Source organism: Ruminococcus albus 7 = DSM 20455, assembly GCF_000179635.2.
Taxonomy (GTDB): domain Bacteria; phylum Bacillota; class Clostridia; order Oscillospirales; family Ruminococcaceae; genus Hominimerdicola; species Hominimerdicola alba.
This window is the reverse complement of sequence record NC_014833.1, coordinates 283,724-304,051: the sequence shown is the minus strand read 5'-3', so window position 1 is coordinate 304,051 and position 20,328 is coordinate 283,724. Positions and strand designations below refer to the sequence as shown.

20 protein-coding genes are annotated in these 20,328 nt (G+C 46.5%); 11 read left to right on the top strand and 9 right to left on the bottom strand.

What is annotated here, in order from left to right; translation table 11 throughout:
- Nucleotides 1–31 precede the first annotated feature (31 nt).
- The 8 genes from atpE to malQ all read left to right on the top strand — a co-directional run bounded on the left by atpE (nucleotide 32) and on the right by malQ (nucleotide 7,462).
- Nucleotides 32–292 carry an ATP synthase F0 subunit C gene (gene atpE / locus RUMAL_RS01490; RefSeq protein WP_013497045.1) on the top strand — a complete coding sequence of 87 codons (261 nt, stop codon included), beginning with the start codon at nucleotides 32–34 and terminating at the stop codon, nucleotides 290–292.
- A 45-nt stretch (nucleotides 293–337) separates the two neighbouring features.
- Nucleotides 338–853: a F0F1 ATP synthase subunit B gene (atpF, locus tag RUMAL_RS01485; protein ID WP_013497044.1), complete on the top strand. Its 516-nt coding sequence runs from the start codon at nucleotides 338–340 to the stop codon at nucleotides 851–853.
- Nucleotides 853–1,401, top strand: a complete 549-nt coding sequence (gene atpH, locus RUMAL_RS01480) for an ATP synthase F1 subunit delta (protein WP_013497043.1) — start codon at nucleotides 853–855, stop codon at nucleotides 1,399–1,401. Before atpF ends, atpH begins: the two co-directional genes overlap by 1 nt.
- Before the next feature lie 42 nt (nucleotides 1,402–1,443).
- The gene (atpA, locus tag RUMAL_RS01475) at nucleotides 1,444–2,958 is read left to right on the top strand and encodes a F0F1 ATP synthase subunit alpha (RefSeq protein WP_013497042.1); all 1,515 of its coding nucleotides are present in this window, start codon (nucleotides 1,444–1,446) and stop codon (nucleotides 2,956–2,958) included.
- Nucleotides 2,959–2,970: 12 nt separating this feature from the next.
- Nucleotides 2,971–3,831, top strand: coding sequence for an ATP synthase F1 subunit gamma (gene atpG / locus RUMAL_RS01470; RefSeq protein WP_013497041.1), 861 nt, complete (start codon nucleotides 2,971–2,973; stop codon nucleotides 3,829–3,831).
- 61 nt (nucleotides 3,832–3,892) lie between these two features.
- A complete protein-coding gene (gene atpD / locus RUMAL_RS01465; RefSeq protein WP_013497040.1) occupies nucleotides 3,893–5,299 on the top strand; it encodes a F0F1 ATP synthase subunit beta in 1,407 nt (468 codons plus the stop codon).
- A 15-nt stretch (nucleotides 5,300–5,314) separates the two neighbouring features.
- Nucleotides 5,315–5,719, top strand: a complete 405-nt coding sequence (gene atpC, locus RUMAL_RS01460) for an ATP synthase F1 subunit epsilon (protein ID WP_013497039.1) — start codon at nucleotides 5,315–5,317, stop codon at nucleotides 5,717–5,719.
- 225 nt (nucleotides 5,720–5,944) lie between these two features.
- A complete protein-coding gene (gene malQ / locus RUMAL_RS01455) occupies nucleotides 5,945–7,462 on the top strand; it encodes a 4-alpha-glucanotransferase (protein WP_013497038.1) in 1,518 nt (505 codons plus the stop codon).
- A 55-nt stretch (nucleotides 7,463–7,517) separates the two neighbouring features.
- Here malQ and RUMAL_RS01450 read toward each other — a convergent pair whose 3' ends face one another.
- The 9 genes from RUMAL_RS01450 to RUMAL_RS01410 all read right to left on the bottom strand — a co-directional run bounded on the left by RUMAL_RS01450 (nucleotide 7,518) and on the right by RUMAL_RS01410 (nucleotide 17,133).
- Complete coding sequence (locus RUMAL_RS01450) at nucleotides 7,518–8,483, bottom strand: RluA family pseudouridine synthase (protein ID WP_013497037.1); 966 nt, start codon at nucleotides 8,481–8,483, stop codon at nucleotides 7,518–7,520.
- A gap of 73 nt (nucleotides 8,484–8,556) precedes the next feature.
- A complete protein-coding gene (gene polA / locus RUMAL_RS01445) occupies nucleotides 8,557–11,127 on the bottom strand; it encodes a DNA polymerase I (protein WP_013497036.1) in 2,571 nt (856 codons plus the stop codon).
- A gap of 129 nt (nucleotides 11,128–11,256) precedes the next feature.
- On the bottom strand, nucleotides 11,257–11,691 hold the full coding sequence (locus RUMAL_RS01440; RefSeq protein WP_013497035.1) for a chemotaxis protein CheW: 435 nt from the start codon (nucleotides 11,689–11,691) through the stop codon (nucleotides 11,257–11,259).
- Nucleotides 11,684–14,101: a chemotaxis protein CheA gene (locus tag RUMAL_RS01435; protein ID WP_013497034.1), complete on the bottom strand. Its 2,418-nt coding sequence runs from the start codon at nucleotides 14,099–14,101 to the stop codon at nucleotides 11,684–11,686. Before RUMAL_RS01435 ends, RUMAL_RS01440 begins: the two co-directional genes overlap by 8 nt.
- 37 nt (nucleotides 14,102–14,138) lie before the next feature.
- Nucleotides 14,139–14,531 carry a hypothetical protein gene (locus tag RUMAL_RS01430; protein ID WP_013497033.1) on the bottom strand — a complete coding sequence of 131 codons (393 nt, stop codon included), beginning with the start codon at nucleotides 14,529–14,531 and terminating at the stop codon, nucleotides 14,139–14,141.
- A gap of 10 nt (nucleotides 14,532–14,541) precedes the next feature.
- On the bottom strand, nucleotides 14,542–14,829 hold the full coding sequence (locus tag RUMAL_RS01425; protein WP_013497032.1) for a hypothetical protein: 288 nt from the start codon (nucleotides 14,827–14,829) through the stop codon (nucleotides 14,542–14,544).
- A gap of 19 nt (nucleotides 14,830–14,848) precedes the next feature.
- Nucleotides 14,849–15,142: a hypothetical protein gene (locus RUMAL_RS01420; RefSeq protein ID WP_013497031.1), complete on the bottom strand. Its 294-nt coding sequence runs from the start codon at nucleotides 15,140–15,142 to the stop codon at nucleotides 14,849–14,851.
- Nucleotides 15,143–15,166: 24 nt separating this feature from the next.
- The gene (locus RUMAL_RS01415; protein ID WP_013497030.1) at nucleotides 15,167–16,663 is read right to left on the bottom strand and encodes a PH domain-containing protein; all 1,497 of its coding nucleotides are present in this window, start codon (nucleotides 16,661–16,663) and stop codon (nucleotides 15,167–15,169) included.
- Nucleotides 16,660–17,133 (bottom strand): PH domain-containing protein, encoded by a 474-nt coding sequence (locus RUMAL_RS01410; RefSeq protein ID WP_013497029.1) that lies wholly within the window; start codon nucleotides 17,131–17,133, stop codon nucleotides 16,660–16,662. Before RUMAL_RS01410 ends, RUMAL_RS01415 begins: the two co-directional genes overlap by 4 nt.
- A 246-nt stretch (nucleotides 17,134–17,379) precedes the next feature.
- Here RUMAL_RS01410 and pta point away from each other — a divergent pair, with 246 nt between their 5' ends.
- The 3 genes from pta (at nucleotide 17,380) to RUMAL_RS01395 (ending at nucleotide 20,325) form a co-directional block, all read left to right on the top strand.
- Entirely contained in the window at nucleotides 17,380–18,396 is a 1,017-nt protein-coding gene (gene pta / locus RUMAL_RS01405) for a phosphate acetyltransferase (RefSeq protein ID WP_013497028.1), read from the top strand.
- Nucleotides 18,397–18,650: 254 nt separating this feature from the next.
- Nucleotides 18,651–19,622 carry a hypothetical protein gene (locus RUMAL_RS01400; RefSeq protein ID WP_013497027.1) on the top strand — a complete coding sequence of 324 codons (972 nt, stop codon included), beginning with the start codon at nucleotides 18,651–18,653 and terminating at the stop codon, nucleotides 19,620–19,622.
- A complete protein-coding gene (locus tag RUMAL_RS01395; protein WP_013497026.1) occupies nucleotides 19,609–20,325 on the top strand; it encodes an IMP cyclohydrolase in 717 nt (238 codons plus the stop codon). The genes RUMAL_RS01400 and RUMAL_RS01395 overlap by 14 nt, the downstream gene beginning before the upstream one ends.
- Nucleotides 20,326–20,328: the final 3 nt, after the last annotated feature.

The following is a 20,328-nucleotide window of genomic DNA, read 5'->3' as shown; positions in this document are numbered from 1 at the left end:
TAAAGTAAACAAAACTTTGGAGGTTTTTATTATGTTAAGTGATAAGGCATTTGTATTGGGTTGTTCTGCACTGGGTGCAGGTCTGGCAATGATCGCAGGTATCGGCCCCGGTATCGGTGAGGGCTACGCTGTTGGTAAGACTATCGAGTCTATCGCAAGACAGCCCGAAGCACAGGGCGACTGCACAAGAACAATGTTCATCGGTGTAGCTATGGCAGAGTCAACAGGTATCTATGCTTTCGTTGTTGCGCTGATACTGATGTTCGGCAACCCCTTTATCGGCAAGCTGTAATATAGCTATATGTACAGTGTTCTGATATAAGGGAGGTTTTGCATAATGATACTGGCGAGAGGTGACGTTACCGATTTCCTGTCGGTAAATCTCACTACGATCATCGCTACATGGCTCAACCTGCTTATACTGTTCCTGGTCATGAAACATTTCCTGTTCAACAAAGTGAACAAGGTGATGGAAGACAGGAAAAACGAGGTCGCCGAGACTTACAAACAGGCGGACGAAGCCAAGGAAAGAGCTGAGAAACTGGAGCAGGATTACGAGGAGCGCATAAGCGGCGCCAAGGAGGAATCTGCAAAGATAATCCAGGCGGCTACCCGCAAGGCTCAGCAGAGAAGCGATGAGATAATCGCTGATGCCAAGGTGGAGGCTAAGGGCATCACCGAGCAGGCAAGAAGCGAGATAGAACGCGAAAAGAAGATCGCGGTAAACAAGATAAAGGACGATATCACCGATATTGCTTTCCAGGCGGCACAGGCTGTTATTGAAAAAGACCTGAGCAGTCAGGATAACGAAAGACTGATCGGCGAGTTCATCAATAACGTGGGTGAAAACTGATGGCGGAAACAGTTGGCAAGGTTTACAGCACAGCGCTGTTTGAGCTGTGTACTGAGCAGGATAAACTGGAAAAAGTTTTCAGTGATTACAGCGAGTTTGAAGCGCTGATGAAAAACAGCGAGTGCGCCGATTATCTGAGATTTCTGGCATCACCCCTTATCTCCGGACAGGAAAAGTCTGACAGCATCAAAGCAGTTTTCGGAGATAAGATAGACGCTCTGCTGCTGGATTTTCTGTGCCTTACCGCTGAAAAGAACAGAGCAGACAAGCTCGATGAGATATACGGCGAATTCAGGAAGATGTATAACGACAAGCTGGGGCTTCTGGAGGTTACCGCTGTGACCGCACAGCCTATGACCGCGGAGCTCAGGGATCGGCTAACCGATAAGCTTGGCAGAACAACAGGCAAGCGCATCGTACTTACCGAAGAGATCGACAAGTCCATTATCGGCGGAATAATAGTGCGCTACGGCAATACAGAACTTGATTCAAGCGTAAAGACAAGGCTGGATAATCTGAAGGCTCAGATAACGAACACTATCGCTTAAAAGCGAAGTTTCATTTAAACATACGGAAGGGAACGGAAAATTATGAATTTACGTCCTGATGAGATAACAGGTCTGATAAAATCACAGATAAAGAACTACCGTACCAAGCTAGTGCTTGACGATGTCGGCACTGTATGTACGGTGGGCGACGGCATTTCAAGAGTCAACGGACTTGAGAAATGTATGTCGGGCGAGCTGCTGGAATTCGAGAACGGCACTTACGGCATGGCGATGAACCTTGAACAGGATTTCGTCGGCTGCGTACTGCTGGGTACAGAAGAAGGCATAAGAGAAGGCTCAAACGTCAAAAGAACGGGCAGGATAGTATCCGTACCCGTAGGCGAAGCTATGCTGGGCAGAGTAGTAAACGCGCTTGGTGCGCCTATCGACGGCAAGGGTGCTATACTCACAAACGAGACAAGACCCGTTGAAAGCCCCGCATTTGGTATAATCACAAGAAAATCAGTAAACAGACCCCTTCAGACAGGTATCAAGGCTATCGACTCCATGATACCCGTAGGCAGAGGTCAGCGTGAACTTATAATAGGCGACAGACAGACAGGTAAGACCACCATCGCACTTGATACTATCATCAACCAGAAGGGCAAGAACGTTATCTGTATCTATGTCGCTATCGGTCAGAAGATATCAACTGTTGCAAATATCGTTGATACCCTGACTAAGAATGATGCTATGGATTATTCCATAGTAGTATCAGCTACTGCATCTGAAATGGCTCCTCTGCAGTACATAGCACCCTATGCAGGTGTTGCTATGGCAGAGTACTTCATGTTACAGGGCAAGGATGTGCTGTGCGTATACGACGATCTTTCAAAGCACGCTGTTGCGTACAGAACAATGTCACTGCTGCTGAAAAGACCTACAGGACGTGAGGCTTATCCCGGCGATGTATTCTATCTGCATTCACGTCTGCTGGAGAGAGCGTGCTGTCTTAATGAAGATAACGGCGGCGGTTCCATAACCGCACTGCCTATCATCGAAACTCAGGCAGGTGACGTTTCGGCTTACATACCAACAAACGTAATATCCATTACCGACGGTCAGATATTCCTGGAAACAGAGCTGTTCTTCTCAGGTGTTAGACCTGCGGTAAACCCGGGTATATCCGTATCCCGTGTCGGCGGTTCGGCACAGATAAAGGCGATGAAGAAGGTATCGGGTCCCTTGAAGCTGCTGTACTCTCAGTACAGAGAATTGCAGAGCTTCTCACAGTTCGGTTCAGATCTTGACCAGGATACCAAGGACAGACTTGCACAGGGAGAACGTATAGTTGAGGTACTCAAACAGTCCAAGAACTCCCCTGTTGATGTTGAAAAGCAGGTAGTTATAATCTACGCTGTTGTAAATAATTACCTCAAGAAGATACCGGTGGAGGATATACGTGAGTACGAGAAGGACTTGTTCCTGTTCCTCGATGAATCTCATCCCGATATACTCGCATCTATACGCGATACAAAGGAACTCACCGCAGAGAACGAAAAGGCACTCAAAAATGTGCTTAAGGATTTTGCGGATAAGTTTATGCAGCAGAAGTAAGGAGAACGGCTTATGGCTAACATGAAGGACGTAAAGCGCCGTATAAAAAGCGTGGAAAGCACCATGCAGATAACCAAGGCTATGCAGCTGGTCGCGTCCTCAAAGATGAGGAAAGCCAAGGAGCGTGCCGAAGCGGTACACCCGTTCTTTGAGGGCGTTTTCCAGGTAATGGCAGATATCTCCCGCGACCACGAATTCACCTCGGTGTTCACCAAGAAAAAGTTCAAGAACTCGGTACTTCTGATAGTTATTGCAGGTGACAGAGGTCTTGCGGGCGGTTTCAACACTAATGTACTGAAACTGGCAAAAGCCAAGGCTGATGCGATAACCGAAAGCGGCGGTGAAGCTGTTATAATGGCTATCGGAAAAAAGGCAGTTGAGTACTTTGAGAAGCGTGAATATAAACTTATAGACGGCTTCCCGCAGATAGCTGAAGGCATAGAGCTCATAGATGCCATGATGATAGCCAACAAGGTGATCGAGCGTTTCAAGATAGGTGATTTCGATGCTGTGGAACTGGTATACACCACTTTCGTTTCTGTAATGACACAGGAACCACAGCACCTCAGGATACTCCCTGTTGAGAACCTTGAATACCTTGGTCAGAAACATCCTATGACCATATATGACCCTTCACCCGAAGAGGTCTTTGACAGCCTGATACCTGAATATATGGGCGGTATGCTTTATTCGGCCATAGTTGACAGCTTCGCATCCGAACAGGCTGCAAGAAGAACTGCTATGGAATCAGCAAGCGACAACGCTAACGAGATGATCGAAAAGCTGTCACTGCTGTACAACCGCGCAAGACAGGCACAGATAACTCAGGAGATCACCGAGATAAGCTCGGCAAGCCTGAACGATAATTCGTGATTCACAATTCATGATCCATTGACTGTATCATTCAGATAATGGATAGGAAAGGAAGTCAGTAATGGAAAGCACTAACATAGGCAAGGTCGTGCAGATAGTCGGAGCGGTCGTTGACGTTCGCTTTGACAAAGAACATATGCCGAACCTTCTAAATGCGCTTGAGATAGACAATAACGGCACCAAGCTGGTAGTCGAGGTCGCACAGCATATCGGTGATGATGTGGTCAGATGTATCGCTATGTCATCCACAGACGGCCTCGTAAGAGGCGTTGATGCTGTGGATACCGGCAGGGCTATATCCGTACCCGTAGGCAGAGAGACACTTTCAAGAATGTTCAACCTGCTGGGCGACCCTGTTGACAATCTGCCCGCACCCGAAACAGCTGAGCGCTGGGAAATACATCGTGAGCCGCCCTCTTATGAGGAGCAGACTGCCGCTAACGAGATACTGGAAACAGGCATCAAGGTAATAGACCTGATCGCACCTTACCTCAAAGGCGGTAAGATAGGTCTGTTCGGCGGTGCAGGTGTCGGCAAGACGGTTCTTATTCAGGAACTTATAAACAACGTAGCCAATCAGCACGGCGGTATATCCGTATTTACAGGCGTTGGCGAGCGTACCCGTGAGGGCAACGACCTTTACTGGGAAATGAAAGAGTCGGGAGTTATCGACAAGACCGTTCTCGTGTACGGTCAGATGAACGAACCACCCGGAGCAAGAATGAGAGTTGGTCTGTCCGGTCTGACTATGGCAGAGTACTTCCGTGACGTTGAAGGTCAGGACGTACTGCTGTTCATCGATAACATATTCAGATTCACACAGGCAGGTTCCGAGGTTTCAGCGCTGCTGGGACGTATGCCTTCAGCCGTTGGTTATCAGCCTACCCTGGCAACAGAGATGGGCGCTCTGCAGGAACGTATAACTTCGACAAATAAGGGTTCTATCACTTCTGTACAGGCAGTATATGTACCTGCGGATGACCTGACAGACCCTGCGCCTGCAACTACATTCGCACACCTTGACGCTACTACCGTTCTTTCAAGAAGCATAGCTTCGCTGGGTATATTCCCTGCAGTAGACCCGCTGGAATCCACCTCACGTATACTAACACCCGAGATAGTTGGCAACGAACACTATCAGGTGGCAAGACAGGTACAGTCCATCCTCCAGAGATACGTAGAGCTCCAGGATATCATCGCTATCATGGGTATGGATGAGCTTTCCGATGAGGATAAACTGACCGTATCCCGTGCAAGAAAGATACAGCGTTTCCTTTCACAGCCTTTCTTTGTTGCTGAACAGTTTACAGGCTATCAGGGCAAGTACGTGCCGCTGAAGGAAACTATCCGCGGATTCAAGGAGATAATCGAAGGCAAGCATGATGATCTGCCCGAGAGTGCGTTCCTGTTTGTCGGTACTATCGACGAGGCTGTGGAAAAGGCAAAGAAGTCCGCAGAAGAAGAATAACGAAAGGCGGAAACTATGGCAGTTTTCAAATTAAGAGTACTGACCCCCGAGAAGATATTCTTTGAGGGCGATGCCGAACAGCTGATCGCTAAAACTACATCAGGCTATGTAGGCATACTGAAAGGTCATGCGCCCTATGTTGCAAGTATAGTACCTTCCGAAATGAAGATACGTTCAGACGGAAGCTTCCGCAGTGCGGCTATATCCGACGGTATAGTAAAAGTATCCGAGGACAGCATGGTCACTGTGCTGACTTCGGCTATAGAATGGTCTGACGAGATCGATGTAGCTCGTGCAGAACGATCCAAGGCAAGAGCGGAGAAACAGCTCAAAGCCGAGACTAGCCGAACCGAATTCGACCTTGCTGAAAGACAGCTGAAGAGAGCGGTCAACCGTATCTCGGTGGCGAACAAGAAATAAAACATAAAGAGCTGTGGGGTTGGGATCAATGATCTCAGCCCCTTTTTATTTGCAATATAAATGATCAGCAGTGTCTACATACATTTTAAGCGGTGCGTTGAAGTGATATCTTAATTGTGAAAAATATAACAATATTTCCTTCCACACTATTGCAAAATTCATATAAATATGTTACAATTATAGTATACGTAACAATGACAAGAACTTCTATGCGAGGTAATCAATATGAGAAAAAGCGGAATACTTATGCATATATCCTCACTGCCAAATAATTACGGCATAGGCAAAATGGGGCGTGAAGCCTATGGATTTGTGGATTTTCTGGTACGTGCCAAGCAAAGCTGCTGGCAGATACTTCCGGTGTCACCTACAAGCTATGGTGATTCACCTTATCAGAGTTTTTCGATACACGCGGGAAATCCTTATTTCATCGACCTTGAAACGCTTGAAAAGGACGGATACCTTAAAGCCGAGGAATACAAAGATATCAATTGGGGCGAAGACAAAGGCTCCGTTGACTACGGCACTATATACGAGAATATCTTCAAGGTGCTGAAAAAAGCACATAAGCGCTTCCGCAAATCTCCTGCAAAGGGTTATGTGAAATTCGTACTGGACAACAAGAACTGGATATACGACTACGGTCTGTTCATGGCGCTGAAATTCGCACATGACGGAAAAGCTTGGTACGAATGGGAAGAACCGCTGAAAATGCACAAGGGCAAGGCTGTCAAACAGGCTTCAAAGGATTATGCTGACGATATCGACTTCTGGTGCTTTGTGCAGTATGAGTATTTCAGACAGTGGAAACGTCTTAAAAAGTACGCCAATGACCGCGGCATAAAGATAATCGGTGATATACCGATATACTGCGCTTACGACAGTGTTGAGGTATGGGCTACTCCGGAATACTTCTATCTGGATAAGGACAAGAAGCCAATCGAAGTGGCAGGATGTCCTCCCGACTGTTTCTCAGAGGACGGTCAGCTGTGGGGAAATCCCCTGTACCGCTGGGACTATATGGCAAAGGAAAAATACCACTGGTGGACAGAACGTATACGCACAGCATTTGATATATATGATACCGTCAGGATAGACCATTTCCGCGGATTTGAAAGCTACTATTGCATACCCTACGGTGCACCCAATGCTAGAAAGGGTCACTGGAGCAAGGGTCCTGATATGAAGCTTTTCAAAGCGGTGAACCGCAAGCTTGGAGATCTTGATATCATAGCGGAAGATCTTGGATTCCTTACTAAAAAGGTTGTCAAGATGCTGGAAGCAGCAGGTTATCCCGGCATGAAGATACTGGAGTTCGCATTTGACGGTGACAGTTCCAACGGATATCTTCCGCATAATTATACAACTTCAAACAGCGTATGCTACACGGGCACTCACGATAATGAAACTGCCCTTGGCTGGATAACCGGCTGCGATAAAAAGACTGCGGAATTCTGCAAGAAGTACCTTAACGTCAAAAAAGACAGTGATGTGCCCTGGGCACTTACAAGGCTGTGCTGGTCAAGCGTATGTGATACTGCTATCGCGCAGATGCAGGACATACTTGAACTTGGTTCATCCGCCAGAATGAACACACCTTCGACTGTTGGCACGAACTGGAAATGGCGTCTGGAAAGTTCAGAGCTTCTCACGAACAAGCTGATCGACAAGCTTGCAGATATAACTGAGATCTATGGCAGAGCACCCAAGACAGAAAAGAAAAAAGAAAAGGCGGAAGAATGACCTCCGCCCGATATGATACGATATATGAGCCGTCCCTTTTTCGGGGACGGTTTTTTTATAATTCAAAGAACTTATCTTTGAACCAGACTTTTTTAACTTCAAAACTTTTGCCGTCAAGGTATTCCAGACAGCCGCTTTCGGTGGTAAATCTGAATGTGAGTTTATATGAGCACAGTGCCTGGGTCTTCACGCCGAGGGCGCGGTTTATCTTATTGCTGCCGTATTTTCCGTCGCCCAGCAGGGGGTAGCCGATGTGTGCAAGATGTGCTCTTATCTGGTGAGTTCTGCCTGTGACGAGATCGACTTCCAGAAGTGCAAGACCTGACTGCTTATTCTCAGCGAGGACTTTATAGCGGGTTATCATGGTCTTACTGCCCGGGAAAGACTTGTCCTCTACACGGACTACCTTTGTCTTTTCATCGCGGCGGTGGAAAGCTTTCAGCTCAGCGGACTTTTTATTCGGTATACCCACTGTAACGCAGAGATAGAGTTTTTCAAGTTCCCTGTCCTTGACTTTCTGATTGAGCACCCGCAGACTTTCGGCATTTTTGGCACATATCACTATACCAGAGGTATTCCTGTCGATGCGGTTGCACAGGGCGGGAGTAAAGCTGTTTTCGGTATCGGGATCGTATTCCCCTTTGTCATAGAGATAGTGCAGAACACGGTCTATCAGTGTATCCGCTTCGCCGCTTTCGTCCTCATGTACAACAAGACCGCAGGGCTTATCGCAGAGGATTATATTTTCGTCCTCGTACACTATTTCGATATCCTTGGGCGAGTTGAGGAAACGATGGGCTTCATCGCGCTTTTCCGGGAAAAATTCATCATTGATATAGAGCTGTACGCTGTCGCCCTCGCTGAGTTTTGTGCTTATCTCACAACGTTTGCCGTTAAGCTTTATGCGCTTTAACCTGATGTATTTGTACATCAGGTTTTTCGGCAGTGCAGGGACTGCCTTGGTGAGAAATTTATCCATGCGCTGTCCCGCGTCATTTTTATTTATACTGAATTCTCTCAAATTTATCCTCCGCCTGTACTATGCTGTCGTTTTTAGATAATCTGCCAGTTCCGCTTTAGTATATATGGACTTATCAGCCCTTTGCAAGATACCAGCTTTCGCCCTCGCCTACGGAGACCTCCATAGGTACTGCAAGCTTGACTGCATTCTCCATCTCCTCTTTGAGAACTGCGGAAGCTTTGTCCTTGTCCTCGGGGGTGACTTCGATTATAAGTTCATCGTGTACCTGAAGTATCAGCCTTGCATCAAGCTTTTCTTCTTTCAGCCTTTGGTAGACCTTTACCATGGCTATCTTGATGATATCTGCCGCCGCGCCCTGTATCGGGGCATTCATAGCGGCACGCTTTCCGAATGCCTGCATGACTTTATTGGTCGCGGAAAGCTCAGGGATATAGCGTCTTCTGCCGAATATGGTGGTGACATATCCGTTCTTTATGCCGTCCTCTACTGTCTTATCCATGAACTGTGATACCTTCGGGAAGTTATCGAGATAGTTCTTGATATACTGCTTGGCTTCTGCCACGCTGACACCTATATCCTTGGATAGTGAAAATGCTCCGATACCGTAGATGATGCCGAAGTTTACTGCCTTTGCGGCTGATCTCATCTCGGGGAGCACCATATCGGCGGGTATCCCGAATACCTGTGAAGCTGTCATGGCATGGATATCCGTGCCCTCTTCAAAAGTTTTTCTCATATTCTCGTCGCCGCATACTGCCGCGAGAACACGGAGTTCTATCTGGCTGTAATCGGCATCAAGAAGAGTACAGCCTTCACCTGCAACGAAGAACTTACGCATATTGCGTCCTATCTCCTTGCGCACGGGGATATTCTGCATATTGGGTTCGGTGGAGCTTATACGTCCCGTGCGGGTCTCGGTCTGTTTGAATACGCTGTGTACCCTGCCGTCGGATTCTACTTCTTTCAGCAGACCGTCAACATAGGTGGAGCTGAGTTTTGTAAGGGTGCGGTATTCAAGCACAAGGCGTACAATGGGGTGCTTGTCTGCAAGTTCTTCAAGAACTTCGGCGTTGGTGGAATAACCCGACTTGGTTTTCTTCTTTGCGGGAAGTCCCAGTTTTTCATAGAGGACTTCGCCCAGCTGTTTCGGTGATGCGATATTGAATTCGCCGCCTGCAAGGTCGTATATCTGCTTGGTGAGGGCTTCGATATCCTTTTTCAGCCATTTGCCGAACTCACGTATACCGTTTGTATCTGCACGTACACCGTAATGTTCCATAGATGCGAGGACTTCACAGAGGGGCATTTCCACCTCATTGAAGAGTTTGAGCATCTCGGTCTGTTCAAGCTGTAATTTAAGGTTTTCTGCAAGCGGTAGCAGAGAGCAGACATCTGCAAAATCGCCCATATCCGAGCGGTAAGTGACCTTATAGGTCAGGCAGAGATTTTCGGCTGTGTACTCCCCTGCCTGAGAATTCAGCAGATATCCTGCAAGGTCACAGCAGAATGTCAGACCGTTAAGGCGGGTACCGTTATCAAATGCGAATCTGTGGGCTTTCTTGCCCTCAAATGCGGTCTTTTCACAGCCGCTCTCAAAATATCTCAGGGCGATGCCGTCGAAATCCCAGTCACCGAAAGCTATTGAATACACCTTATCCTCAAAGAAGACCTGCAATTTATTACCGTCAAAGATAAAGGCTGATTTTTTGCCCTCGGTCATCTGTGCGATGGCATCATCATTTAAGGGAAGACCTGTTTCGTACTTGGGCAGGTCTTTGAGCTTTATTTTGGTCTCCTCACCCGCATCGGCTGACTTGCTGTCTGCACCTGTGAGTTTCAGCCTTTCCATCAGTCTGAGCATTTCAAGCTCGGTGAGGAAAGCTTTAGCTTCGGCTGCATCGGGAGCAGTTAATTTGTAAGCCGCAGTGTCCTTTTCAACGGGGGCTTCAAGGCATATCTCTGCAAGGAAATGACTGTCTATCGCGTCCTGATGACCCGCTTCAAGCTTTGCGCGGTTGCCATTAGTTATCGTGAATTTATCAAGGTCGGAATAGAGGTTTTCAACAGTACCTGCCTGCTGTATAAGGCTCAGGGCGGTCTTTTCACCTATGCCCTTAACACCCGAGATATTATCCGAGGTATCACCCATGAGCGCTTTGACTTCTATCATCTGACGGGGTGTTACACCATATTCCTCCATTATCCTTTCGGGAGTGTATATCTTGGTCTCTTTAGTACCCGCAAGTCGTACCGTGACATTTTCACTGACAAGCTGGAAACTGTCGCGGTCACCTGTGAGGATATAGCACTCATTTCCGCTATCGGCAGCGGCTTTTGAGAGTGTGCCGAGGATATCATCGGCTTCGTAGCCCTCACACTCCACAGTCTTTATGCCGAGAAGTCCGAGAAGCTTTTTTATAAGGGGCATCTGCTGAGCGAGTTCATCGGGCATACCCTTGCGGTTTGCCTTGTATGAAGAATTCGCCTTATGCCTGAAAGTCGGTGCTTTAAGATCGAAGGCTACAGCCACACAGTCGGGGTGCACTTCACCTATCTCTTTCATATATATATTCATGAACCCTGTTATGGCATTGGTGCATATCCCCTTGGAATTGGTGAGTATGCGTATGCCGTAAAAAGCACGGTTCATTATGCTGTTGCCGTCTATACAAAGCAGTTTCATCTGTATACCTCCCGGTTTGTTAACAATGTTCTGTTATATTATACCACATTATGCCTGATCATGCAAGCAAAAAAGAACAGTGAACAGCAAGGTGATACCTTAACTGTTCACTGTAAGATAATACGATCATTATGTCCTTGCCACTGACTCGGGGTCGAGTATAGCTATCCTCGGTCTGCCATCACGGATAACAAAACCCTTTACAAGACCTGTATCTACAGGGGAACGTGCTATCATATCCGTTGTGATATTCTCAACATCGCTGACCCTGTCAACTGCAAGTCCGCACTGCATAGTGTTAACCTCTATCACTATCACACAGCTCCTGTCATCGTAATCGCCCTTAGGGAGCCCCAAACGCAGACGCAGATCCATTACGGGAACCGCCTTTCCGCGATGGTTCATCAGTCCCAGAACATACGGCGGTGCTGTAGGTATGACAGTAAATGCTGGCATCTCTATGATATCTGCTACATCAAGAATGTAAAATCCGTAATACTCTCCCCCGGCGGTAAATGTCAGCAGCTGACCGCCATTATCCAGAAGTTCGTAAACATCAGCCATTTGAAGTCTCCTCTCCTGTTTCGCTGCCCAGCAGTGTTATCATATCAAGTATTATGGTCATACTGCCGTCACCCAATATCGAACAGCCTGCAAGCCCCGCTTCTTTAAGGTGAAGACCGTCAAGCAGCGGTGAGAACGGCTTTACTACCACCTGCTGATCGCATACTATCCTGTCAGCAAGAAGCACCGCTTCATTGGCGCCCTCACGGCAGTATATGCATATACCCTTTTCGGGTTCGGTTATCTCAGTTTCAAGCTTAAGCTTTTCTCCCAGCCTTATCAGCGGCAGGCACTTATCCCTGAGATATATGAACTCATTACCGTCAGGATCGGTTATAAGGCTGCCCGCTTTGCAGGAGAATGCTTCCCTTACAGATGCCGCAGGTATAGATATACTGCTTTCTCCTATTTCAACACTGAGAACATCCAGTATCGAAAGCGAAAGTGGGATCCTTATGGTAAAGGTACTGCCTACTCCCAGTTTTGAAGATACGATAAGCTTGCCGCCCACTTTTTCGATATTCTGCTTTACTACGTCCATGCCGACACCGCGTCCGCTGTACTGTGTGACCGATTCATTTGTTGAAAAGCCCGCAGCAATAACAAAGTTGAATATCTCTTTTTCGGTATACTCATTCTCGGGCTTGGTAAGCAGACCGTTCTTCTTTGCCTTTGCAAGGATCTTGGCAGCATCCATACCTGCGCCGTTATCCTTGCATGATATAACTACCTCATTGGATTCATAGCCTGCGCTAAGAGTTACTGTAGGGGCATTGGTCTTGCCTGCTGCAGCACGTTCCTCAGGGGTCTCGATACCATGATCGACAGCATTCCTGACAATGTGCATCAGCGGATCGCCAAGCATATCTATTATGGATTTATCGACCTCTGTATCCTCACCCCTGAAAAGCAGCACAGCATTCTTTTTAAGGGTGTTGTTCATATCACGGACAACTCGGTTCATCTTCTGAAAAGCCGTAGATACAGGGACCATTCGCAGTGACATGACTACGTCCTGCAATTCATCCGTCAGTTTTTTCAGTTCACGGGAGGATTTGTTGAAACGGTCAAGCTTGGTTTCCAATCCTCTCAGGTCAGGCGATGAGGTAACAGCGCTCTCGGTTATAACGATCTCAGATACCAGGTCTAAAAGCTTGTCCAGTTTTTCAAGCTTGACCGTCAGCAGGCTCTGCTCCTTGTGATCCTTTTTCTGCGGCTTCGGTGCAGGCTTTGCCGACTGATCGTTTTTTTCCTGCGGAGTATCCTTCTCCGTTGTTTTTTCCGGAACAACACCTTGTTCTTCCTTTTTTTCCGAGGGCTTTTCTATCCTCGCTGTCTGCTCCACATTGATACCGCTTTTGAGCATTTTCTCCACTGCGGAGGTATCATCAGTCATCAATCTGATATACAGCCCCTGCTTTTTGATGATATCATCGGCATCATCGCTGTCCATATCGGCAGGCAGAGTGCGGCAGACTTCCGCAACAGTGCCCAGCTTTCGCAGCAGCACTATCGCCCTTGCGGAGGGCATAGCACAGTTGTCACTGTATTTTACCATGTAGGTCAGAAGATCGTCCGGATCATCGGGCAGGAATACGCCATCAGGTAGATCCGCCTTGGGAGTTTTATCAGCTGCTGATCCCGCCGTCATAATTTTCAGCCTTTCCTTTGTGAAAAGCTCAAAGTTTTCAACATTCAGCGCAGATGAAAGTACCTTTTCAACTGCCTTGCGGTCATCTGTTATCAGCTTGATATACAGCCCCGATTTTTTGATTATTCCATCAGCGCTGTCATCATCCATATCAGGCGGGATAGTTCTGCAGACCTCTGCAAAAGCCCCAAGCTTGCGTATCAGCACTATAGCCCTTGCAGACGGCATCTGACAGCCCTCATCATATATAAGCTTATATGTCAGCATATCCTCAGGTTCATTTTCATCAAAGATATCCTGAGGTACTTCCGCGATCTGTTCTTCAACAGTATCACCCTCGCCCTTGAAGAATGCTGCCAGATCGTGGATATGCCCTATCATATCCGAAAAATCAGTAAGCGGTATATCCTCATCCGAAAGGTTTTCAAGCTCTGCTTTCAGCGCATCACTGCTCTTGTAAAGCAGGTCAAACAGCGCTGCCTTGTCAGTGCGTACATAGGTCTTCTCACGGATTATATAGAACATATCCTCCATCGCATGGGCAAGGGTAGACATATTCTGCAAACCCATCATCGCCGCCGAACCCTTTATCGTGTGCATGGTTCGGAATATCTCCGCGATGTCGCTCTCCTCTATCATGGATATCTCTTCCGCCTGTTCGGCACGCATGAGTATCTCATCAAGGTTTTCAAGCAGTTCGCCCGTTTCAAACAAAAAGGTATCGACCATGCTTTCCATACTCTCATCAAATTTTGGCATATCGTATCACCGCCCATTATTTCAAATATTCATTGTATCATATCGAATCAAAGAATCTCTCTGTGTATATCTCCTGTGCTTTGCTGTCGGGGAATATCTCCGGGGCAGCAGGATCAAATATCCCTGCTGCGTCTTTCAATGACGGCTTTTCATTCAGCTTCACAAGATATACCCTGTCACTCCCCGCCATCATGCCCGACTGCAAAGCATTCACCATTGCCCCTGCACAGCACATACCGTACCCCGCAGTGAGAAGAACGTCCCTCAGCTTTCTGAAAGCCGTATAATAGTCCTCGTCTTCACCCACGTAATTTTTGCCGCCGATTTCCGCCTTGAACTTCAGCACTTCACCGTTATCATCCTCTGTTACAACGGCATTATAGAAAGTACCGTCCGTAAGTTTTTTCAGCTTTACAGAATATTCTTCCATAGTCCCTCTCCTAGTCCGTGGCAGATGCGGCTATAACTGTAAATCTGTCCATAGCCCTGTCGTATACAGTATGATACATACAGCCCCACCATTCATTTCCATCGTCAAAATATTCCGACCAGTCATGGCTCCAGCTGTATATCTCGGTGTCCTGAACCCCTTTCGGGAACAGCACCGCATTCCTGTGGGACTTTTCGCCATCGTAAGGCTTATCGCTCTTCATGATAAAATACTCTATTACACCTTCATCGTACTGCTCATAAAGCTTTTCAAAAGCCTCATCTTTTATTAGGGTCATACCGCTGCTTTTTTTCAAGCTATGGTGTGACTTTTTCCTTGTCCACCTCAAACCATGTCTCTCCGTCATCAGATTCAACATCATCGGGAAATCTCGTATCGATAACATAAAAACTGTCGTGTTCTTCCTTGATAAAACATCTCACCACACCATCACGGGGACAGGTATCGTCCATATCATCATGAGCGAATATCGGCAGTTTATCCTTGAAAACGTGTTTCTTCCCGTGGGTATCGATAAGTTCTGCCTCCGCCCACATCGGGTAGGTGCCGTTATCGGTTATCTTCGTTATAATTACTTTAGCCTCTGCCATATCCCTCTCCTTTTCCCGATATCATCATGGGTCGATAATGCCTGCCTTAGCCATCGCAGCAGTGAGTCTTTCATAATTCAGCCCCTTTACCACATGGCGGCTTGAACCCTCCGCAGAGGTATACACATAAAGGTGACAAGTACCGTTCATACGCTGAAATGGATTTCTGGTTATCTTTATCTTGCTTATGCGGTCTATCCTCACTGCCGCTCTGTGGAAACGATAGAACTTGCAGTATGACAGCATACACTGACCGTTTTCAAATCCTGCCGCTGTATTGAATGCCGCATTTACCTTTATTATTACGAGCCATACAAGCGGCAGCATAGATATCACTGCAAGATTGGTTATGGCGCTTTTCCAGTCTGGGATAGTCTTCACCACCATCTCAAAGTGAGGTATCAATCTGCAAAGGAATTCATACAGCGCTCCGGGCAGAAGACATATCAGCAGCGGCACAGTAACGAATCTCCTGACATCTCCCCAGCCTGTTCTTACATCATACCCTGCTGTAGGCATATTCGGCATCAGAAGCCTGACGGAAGTTTCCGCAGCAGTATTAGTCGTTATGGGAACAAGTGCAGAAAGTTCGAGCCTGCGTTTGCCGTAGCCCGTACAGTGCACCTGCACCGAACATATCCCGAAAAGCTTCATGAACATTGACTGCTGATAATCTATGAAGTTTATCCTGTCACGCATTATTACATGGCGGCGCTTGGTCCCCTTTCCGCTGCTTATAAGGAGCATATCCGCACATCTGGTACAGCTGAATCCCCAGTGACGCATAAGGTTTGATATAAAGGATACCAGCCAGCTGCCTGTCACCACCGCTGCTGCAACTATAAGATATTTGGGTATGTGTACTGCCAGCTTTTCAAGCTGAGTATTGACCTTTGTAAGGAATTCCTCCTCTATCTCACGTCCGACTATCCTGTACGCCTGGTATATGAATGTTAGCGTAAGCAGCATACCCGAAAGCGTCGATGAAAAAAGCAGCGAGAATATGATCAGGCTTCGCTTCTGCGAATTGAATATATACTTTGGCTTATTGCGGCAGCGCTTTGTTGCAAGCTCGTATATCCTGAATGCCTGCTTCTGACTGATATCAAGCCTTATATCCGTATTTCCGATGCTTTTGGCATCTGTGTCGATATATACCGTACACGCTCCCAGCAGCCTGAATATATAACCCTGACATAGGGACATTGAGGACATCTCACTGAAATACACCTGGGTCTTTTCTATGCCGAAATATCCGGTATGTGCGATAATACCGTCTTCTTCTATCTCAAAGTATATGAATACCCACCGCAGTATGCCGTATCCGAATATCACCGAGAGGGTAAGTATATCTACCCAGTTTGTCTTAACCCAGTTTTCAAAATCGAATTGCATCGCAATAAGGTATTTCGCCAGAGGTATCAGCAGCAGCCACAGATACTTCGCTATATACATCAATATCTTCACAGGATGCTGCCGTCTTCTGAAAAAGCCGCCTATACCCTTGTATTCGTCAATCATAGGTCAGCCCTGCTCCTTATGGAATTGTTTACCAGATTGGCGATCTCTTCGGCATCACGTCTGCACAGAAAGGGTATCACCAGTCTTGAGCCCAGCGCGTTCAGTATTATGAAGTTCATGCCTGTCAGCCTGCCCAGTGGCAGAAGTATCGAAGTCACCGATTTAACGGCAGATGTCAGCATGAACTGCCTTGATGTGACCATAAGTCCGCCCTTAGCGGTTATCTCCTTATCCGATACCGTGTAACTCGCCTTGTGGAAATAAAAAGGCAGTACCAGTATCGCAAAAAGTGCAGCGATCACCCATAATGGCAAAAGCACATAGTAATCGGCAAGATCACCACGGATATGTGTAAATCGTCCGATAAGATCGATCACCAGATTCAGCGCGAACCTTATAAGCAGAAGTATCCCGCCAAGAAACGCATAGATAAGCGCCAGCGGTCTTTTAGACAGCTTGTAAACTTTCATATCCCCTACTCCTTATAAACGGCATTCCTGCATTATCCCAAAAACTTATACATAATTAGTATAACACATTTTACACCGCTTTACAAGTACGAATAACGAAAAAATATGCGGAATTCAAAATTTATACAAAAAGATTTTTTGTGCGACAAAAAGCCTTTCCGTACCCTGAAAAATCCCTTTACTTTTCTCAAAAAGTATGTTATAATTATATGGTAAATTTATTTTTCTCATGGAGGTTGTAAAATTATGGGAATGTTTGATAAGCTGATAGCTAATCTCAAAGCTGAAAAGAAGACAATCGTATTTACCGAGGGTAATGACTCACGTATACTCACCGCTGCTGACAGACTTCTGAAAGAGGGTCTGATGGGCGTTATACTCTGTGGCAACGTTGACGAAGTAAAGGCTGCTGCAAAGGCAGGCAATTTCAATATCGACGGCGCTGAGATACTCGATCCCGAGACTTATCCCGAGATGGATGCTCTCGTTGCTCAGATGGTTGAGCTGAGAAAGGGCAAGATGACCGAGGAAGAAGTAAGAGCTGCACTGAAGAAGTCCAACTACTTCGGCACAATGCTCGTTAAGGCAGGCAAGGCTGACGCTCTGCTGGGCGGCGCTACTTATTCCACCGCTGATACAGTAAGACCTGCTCTCCAGATCATCAAGACCAAGAAGGGCAGCAATCTGGTAAGCTCCTCTTTCATCCTTTTCAGAGAGAAGGACGGCAAGGAAGAGAAGATCGCTATGGGCGACTGTGCTATCAATCTCGGCTACACCGACAGACTTGACAAGGAAGGCAACGTAGTTCTTTCCGCAGCAAGACAGCTGGGTGAAGTTGCAGTTGAAACTGCAAGAACAGCAGCTTTCTTCGGTATCGACCCCAAGGTAGCTGTACTGAGCTTCTCCACCTACGGTTCAGGCAAGGGCGGCACTGTTCAGCTGAGCCACGATGCTGTTATCGAAGCTAAGAACATCGACCCCGATCTCGTTATCGACGGTGAATTCCAGTTCGATGCAGCTGTATCTCCCGAAGTTGCAAAGACCAAGTGCCCCGACAGCAAGGTCGCAGGTCAGGCTAACACATTCATCTTCCCTCTTATCGAGGCAGGCAACATCGGCTACAAGATCGCTCAGAGACTCGGCGGCTATGAGGCTTACGGTCCTATCCTCCAGGGTCTGAACGCTCCTATCAACGACCTCTCCAGAGGCTGCAACGCTGATGAAGTTTACAAGATGGCTATCATCACTGCAGGCATGGCTTGATAACGAAGCAATAATACCATAACTATCCACAGCCATAAAGAGATCAGCTGACCTCTTTATGGCTGTTTTGGATATATGCAACATACTTTTTGAATATCAGATATTCTTTTCATTCTGTTCCAATAAAATTAGCGATAATTGTCCGCTATGACTTGCAATTGTCTGAAATTTCTGCTATAATATATATTTGAGGTGGTGGGCGTACATCACTTTGGCTTAAAACACTGAATGCATTTGAGAATAACGAACATAATATGAACGAAAAATCAAATAATATGCTATCGGGGATATCGCCTAAGCCTAAGAAGAAAAAGTATCTTATACTTATAGGGATATATTTGCTTTGTCTGCTGATAGGCACTTTTGCCAATCCGTGGTCATCCAGTCCTTACGACATTGGCGATACCTTTGTGGAACACATGGAAGAAAACTGCCCCTTTAGTATAAATTCAGCGCAGGATCAGTATTTGGCAGTCATGTACGATGAGATATATCACTTTGAACGACCTCATAATGGTTATATTATAAAACTTCTGATGAAGATCACAACTTTCGGTGTGGAAGATCTAGTTGTGTGCTATGACGAAGTCCTGATGGACTATGCCACTGATATATTGGCAGTTACATTTCCGTTGATAATGTTGATCAAGACATTTGTCTGCAAAAGGCTGTTCAAAAAGGAAAAAGACAGGGTTGAACTTGGCGAGCCAAAAAAGAAGGGATTCAGGCTGCTATACTACCGCACGGAGAATATCTTTGCGGAGGTATTGGCTGACTACATCGCGTTCTTTTCTATAGGTGCAGCCACAAGATTGATATTTGTGATATTTGCACCTATGGTTAGGTGGTCGATCTATCAATCCATCTGGCTTCGAGCGATCCTGATTAGTATATACAATATGCTACTGGGCATAACAATGCCCATATACAAATCAACACAATTTCTGATAGGCTTTTTTTACGGTATCTATGTAAAAGTTTATTGCTTGTATTCAGCATCGGATATTATCCTCGATAGACTTATCGTCCCGTTTATTCTTTTCCCTCTGCTGAATCTGGCGATAGTGATATGCTTCGAGCTGATGCTCAGGATCGTTATGAGAATTTACGAGGCTGTTTTTCAGCTGACAAAAAATATTATAAAAAAACTGACAAATACCATTGAAGTAAAGTTCAATGGCAAACCTAAACCCGATCAAGGAGGTCAAAAATATGAAAACACTTGACATTTATGAGGAACTGAAAGGCAACGCTTACCCCGGAAGAGGTATCGTTATCGGCAAGAGTGCTGACGGAAAGAACGCTGTTACTGCTTATTTCATCATGGGCAGAAGCGTAAATTCCAGAAACAGAGTATTCACCGAAACTGCTGACGGCATCAAGACCGAGGCTGCTGATCCTTCAAAGCTTTCCGATCCTCATCTGATAATATACTCACCTGTCAGAGTTCTTGGAAACAAGACCATCGTTACCAACGGCGATCAGACAGATACGATCTATGAGCTGATGGACAAGCAGCAGACCTTTGAACAGAGCCTGCGCACAAGAGAATATGAGGACGATGCTCCCAACTACACACCCAGAATTTCCGGAATCATGCACGTTGGCGACGGTCAGTACAACTATGCTATGAGCATACTGAAATCCGCTGACGGCAACCCCGACAGTGTTGAGAGATTCACTTTCAGCTATTCAACTCCCATAGCCGGCTACGGTCATTTCATCCACACATATATGGGTGACGGCAACCCTCTGCCCAGCTTTGAAGGTGAGCCCAAGAAGATAACTATCCCCAATGATATCGATGAATTCACAAATGGTCTGTGGAATGCGCTGAACGAGGATAACAAGGTATCCCTGTTCGTAAGATTCATCGACATAGAAACAGGCAAGGCTGTATCGAAGATAGTTAACAAATACACAAAGTAATGG